Raw genomic sequence first — 4,456 nt, 5'->3', positions numbered from 1 at the left:
AGGGCCGCGCGCCGTCGTGGTCGGGGCGCCCCTCGCAGTGCTCGCCCCACGGCTCGGCGCAGGTCTTGCCGCCGCCGTGGTCGGGGCCGGGCCCGCAGGGCTCGCCGGGCGGCCCCTGGCAGGGCTTGCCGCCCTCGTGGTCGGGGCGGCCCTCGCAGGACTCGCCGCGCCCTCCCGGGCAGGGCTTGCCGCCGTGTTCGAGTCCGGCGCCGCCCCGGTCGACGCTGAACGTGCCGCTCCAGGGCTGTCCGGGGCGGCCGGGGGCGCCGGGGCAGGTGCCGTCGACGGTCCAGGCGGAGTCGCGAGGCACGCCGCCGGGGCCGCCTCCGGCGTCGGCCGGGGCATCGGCGACGCGGGCGGTGCCCCGGTAGACGAGGGGCGCGCGGTCGTCCTTGCCCGGGGTCCGCCGCAGCCGGACGGTCCTGGTGTCGAACGCCGTGGAGGTGGCGTCGAGGGTGGCGGGCGCGGGCGGGCCGCCGGGCGCGCAGGTGACGGAGACGGTGACGTCGCCGCCCGGCGCGACGGTGTGCGGGGTGACCTCCGCGACCGGTCCGGCGAAGGCGATCGGCGCCGCCGCGCAGAACGCGGCGCCGGTCAGCGCGGCGGAGGCGAGGACGCGGGCGGTGCGGCGCATGGTGCGGGCTCCTTCGGCCGACGGCTCGGGGCGCGGACCGTGGCCCCGCTGCCATCACAGCCCGCCGCGCTGCCCGGCGCGCGCGGCCGGACACCATTAGCGGGACGCACACCGCCGACCGGGTGACCCCGGGGCCCCTCCCGCCGGGGTCGGGTCCTGCCCCGCCCGTGTCCCGGTCCGCGGTGGGGGGCGTCTTCGGCCGGTCGGGTCAGGCGGCCTCGCGGAGCACCTGGTTGCGGACGCGGGTGCAGCTGCGGTTGAGCAAGCGGGAGACGTGCATCTGGGAGATGCCGAGCTGCTCGGCTATGCCGCTCTGGGTCATGTCGGCGAAGAACCGCAGGTAGAGGATGGTGCGCTCGCGTTCGGGCAGCGCGGCGAGCCGAGGCTTGACGGACTCCCGGTCGACGACGGTGTCCAGGGCCGGGTCGGCGGAGCCGAGGGCGTCGCCGAGCGAGTAGCCGTCCTCCCCGCCGGGCAGCTCCGCGTCGAGGGAGAGCGCGGAGAAGCTCTCCAGGGCTTCGAGCCCGGCCTTCGCGTCCTCCTCGCTCAGCTCGGCCCGCGCGGCGATCTCCGCGACGGTGGGCCGCCGTCCGGCGATGGTCTGGGAGAGGTCCAGGTAGGCGATCCGCACCCGGTTGCGCAGGTCCTGCACCCGGCGCGGCACGTGCAGCGTCCACATGTGGTCGCGGAAGTGCCGCTTGATCTCGCCGGTGACGGTCGGCACGGCGTAACTCTCGAAGGCGTTGCCCAGCGCCGGGTCGTACCGGTCGACGGCCTTGACCAGACCGAGGGCGGCGACCTGGCGGAGGTCGTCGAAGCTCTCGCCCCGGCTGCGGAAGCGGCTCGCGAGCCGGTCGGCCATGGGCAGCCAGGCCTCGGTGATCTCGGCGCGCAGGGTGTCCCGTTCATGTCCCGGGGGCAGCGAGGCGAGCTTCAGGAAGGCGGCCGCGGTGTCGGGCGCGTCATGGTGCGTATGGCGCTTCGTGCTCGGTCGGGTAGGCATGATGCGTCGCAACTCCCTTGTGCGATACCTGGGTTGGACGGGCACCGTGGGAGTGTGGAGGCACCCGGACAGGGGGCGACCGCGACGGCTGACGCCGTTCCCACGGACGTGCCTCCTGTCCGAAGCACTGGACGTCCGCCTGCCCCCGGCCCTCTGCCGCAAACCCCGGCATCCGCGGCGCGGGTGGTTCGGTCCGCCGTCCCCGGGTACGCGGCCGTCGGCCCGACTACCGGAGGGACGAGGGTGATGGCGGATTTCGTCAGAGAGGTCATGACGGCGGGGGTGGTCGCCGTGCGTCCGGACGCGTCGCTGGTGGAGGCGGCGCTGCTGATGCGGACGCAGGACATCGGTGACGTGGTGGTGGCGGACGGCCAGCGGATCGTCGGGATGCTCACCGACCGGGACATCACGGTGCGCGCGGTGGCGGACGGCACCGATCCGATGACCGTGAGCGCCGGTTCGGTCTGCACCCCGGAGCCGGTGACGGTGCGGCCGGACGACCCCGCCGCGACGGCGGAGGCCCTGATGCGGGCGCACGGGGTGCGGCGGCTGCCGGTGGTGGAGAACGGCCTGCCGGTCGGCATGGTGAGCCTGGGCGACCTGGCCAGGTCGGAGGATCCCGGTTCCCCCCTGGCCGGGCTGAGCCGCTCCGCGACGGAGGTCCCGCCGCACCCCTGACGTCAGGGGCCGGGGGCCGACCGACATCGTGCCGGGAACGCGTGTCCGTCGGGGGCCGGGAACGCGTGTCCGTCAGGGGCCGGGGGCCGCCGTCGTCGTGCTGTGGCCGCGTTCCCGTGCGCCCGCGCGGGTGCGGCCCGGGGCGACCGGGCGGCGGGGGTTGCGGCGCAGGTACTCGCCCTCCAGTTGCGCCATGCGGTCGTTGTGCGCGCGCAGCGCGTCGTTCGACGCGTACAGCAGGGTGTCGTGGCGTGTGCGGTGGATCGTCTCCAGCTCTTTCATGAGCTGCTGGTCGTCCAGTCCGGTGGGGTCGACTCCGGTCATGGTGGTACCCCGCTCGTCGTCGGAACGGCGCCCGCCGGGGGCGGCCGTGGAGCCGGCGTCTCCGACTCCACTCTACGGAGAACGGGCCTAACGGGCGCGTTCCACCCGGCGCTCGTCCCAGACCGGCTCCGGGGTCTCGCGGACCCGGCCGTCGGAGCCGAAGACCAGGAAGCGGTCGAAGGAGCGGGCGAACCAGCGGTCGTGGGTGACGGCGAGGACCGTGCCGTCGAAGGCTTCGAGCCCCTCCTGGAGCGCCTCGGCGGACTCCAGGTCCAGGTTGTCGGTGGGCTCGTCGAGGAGGAGCGCGGTGACGCCCTGGAGTTCGAGGAGCAGGATCTGGAAGCGGGCCTGCTGGCCCCCCGATAGCCTGTCGAACGTCTGTTCGGCCTGTTGGGTGAGTTCGTAGCGGCGCAGCCGGGACATGGCCGCGCCCCGGTCCTGGGAGTGCTCCGACCAGAGGATGTCGAGCAGGGTGCGGCCCCGCAGCTCCGGGTGCGCGTGGGTCTGCGCGAAGTGCCCCGGCACCACGCGGGCGCCGAGCTTCCACTGCCCGGTGTGCGCGACGTCGCCCCCGGCGAGCAGCCGCAGGAAGTGCGACTTGCCCGAGCCGTTGGAGCCCAGCACCGCGACCCGCTCGCCGTAGAAGACCTCCAGGTCGAACGGCCGCATCAGGCCGGTGAGTTCGAGCCCGGCGCAGGTGACGGCCCTGACTCCGGTCCTGCCGCCCTTCAGGCGCATGGTGATGTCCTGCTCGCGCGGCGGCTCGGGCGGCGGCCCGGCCTCCTCGAACTTGCGCAGCCTGGTCTGGGCGGCGGCGTACCGGGAGGCCAGCTCATGGCTGACGGAGGCCGCCTGACGCAGGCTCAGGACGAGCTTCTTCAGTTGCGCGTGCTTCTCGTCCCAGCGCCTGCGCAACTCCTCGAAGCGGGCGAAGCGTTCGCGCCGGGCCTCGTGGTAGGTGGCGAAGCCGCCGCCGTGCACCCAGGCGTCGGCGCCGGTCGGCGAGGGCTCCACGGAGACGATCCGCTCGGCGGAGCGGGAGAGCAGCTCCCGGTCGTGGGAGACGAACAGCACCGTCTTGCGGGTCTCCTTGAGCCGCTCCTCCAGCCACCGCTTGCCGGGGACGTCGAGGTAGTTGTCCGGCTCGTCGAGCAGCAGCACCTCGTCGGTGCCGCGCAGCAGCGCCTCCAGCACCAGCCGCTTCTGCTCGCCGCCGGAGAGGGTGCTCACCTGCCGCCACTGCGCCTTCTCGTACGGCACCCCGAGCGCGGCGGTGGTGCACATGTCCCAGAGCGTCTCCGCCTCGTAGCCCCGCACCTCGGCCCAGTCGGAGAGGGCCTGCGCGTAGGCGAGCTGGGCGGCCTCGTCGTCGACGGTCATCAGCGCGTGCTCGGCCCGGTCGACGGCGCGGGCGGCCTCCTGGATGCGCGGCGCGGCCACCGAGACCAGCAGGTCGCGGACGGTCGTCTCGTCGCGCACGGAGCCCACGAACTGGCGCATCACCCCGAGCCCGCCGGTGACCGTGACGGTCCCGCCGTGCGGCTTCAGCTCGCCGGAGATCAGCCGCAGCAGCGTCGTCTTGCCCGCGCCGTTGGGTCCGACGAGCGCCACGGACGAGCCTTCCGCGACCCGGAACGACACGTCGCCGAGCAACGCCCTCCCGTCGGGGAGGTAGTACTCAAGGTGCGCGGCTTCGAGGTGTCCCATGGGGTCGCATTGTGGTCGCCGCCGGGCAGGACGGGCAAACGCATATCGGCCGGGGACTCCCACGGGGACACACACCGCACCCGTCCGACCGCCACACGGGCGCCCCGTCC

The 4,456-nt window shown here is 74.5% G+C and carries 5 protein-coding genes; 1 reads left to right on the top strand and 4 read right to left on the bottom strand.

The window, feature by feature from the left end; genetic code table 11:
• The coding region (locus GA0115242_RS37175; protein WP_093836070.1) for a hypothetical protein at nt 1–634 on the bottom strand (634 nt) is incomplete at its 3' end.
• Nucleotides 635–842: 208 nt separating this feature from the next.
• Nucleotides 843–1,637: an RNA polymerase sigma factor SigF gene (locus tag GA0115242_RS37170; RefSeq protein ID WP_093836069.1), complete on the bottom strand. Its 795-nt coding sequence runs from the start codon at nt 1,635–1,637 to the stop codon at nt 843–845.
• A gap of 246 nt (nt 1,638–1,883) precedes the next feature.
• On the opposite strand from GA0115242_RS37170, the gene GA0115242_RS37165 reads away from it, so the two are divergent.
• A complete protein-coding gene (locus GA0115242_RS37165) occupies nt 1,884–2,315 on the top strand; it encodes a CBS domain-containing protein (RefSeq protein WP_093836068.1) in 432 nt (143 codons plus the stop codon).
• A 72-nt stretch (nt 2,316–2,387) separates the two neighbouring features.
• Here the strand turns inward: GA0115242_RS37165 and GA0115242_RS37160 are convergent, their stop codons facing one another.
• Nucleotides 2,388–2,639, bottom strand: a complete 252-nt coding sequence (locus GA0115242_RS37160) for a DUF6158 family protein (RefSeq protein WP_093836067.1) — start codon at nt 2,637–2,639, stop codon at nt 2,388–2,390.
• Nucleotides 2,640–2,726: 87 nt separating this feature from the next.
• On the bottom strand, nt 2,727–4,346 hold the full coding sequence (locus GA0115242_RS37155; RefSeq protein ID WP_093836066.1) for an ABC-F family ATP-binding cassette domain-containing protein: 1,620 nt from the start codon (nt 4,344–4,346) through the stop codon (nt 2,727–2,729).
• Nucleotides 4,347–4,456: the final 110 nt, after the last annotated feature.

Source organism: Streptomyces sp. SolWspMP-5a-2 (assembly GCF_900091845.1).
GTDB lineage: Bacteria > Actinomycetota > Actinomycetes > Streptomycetales > Streptomycetaceae > Streptomyces > Streptomyces doudnae.
This window is presented reverse-complemented; position numbering and strand designations above follow the sequence as displayed.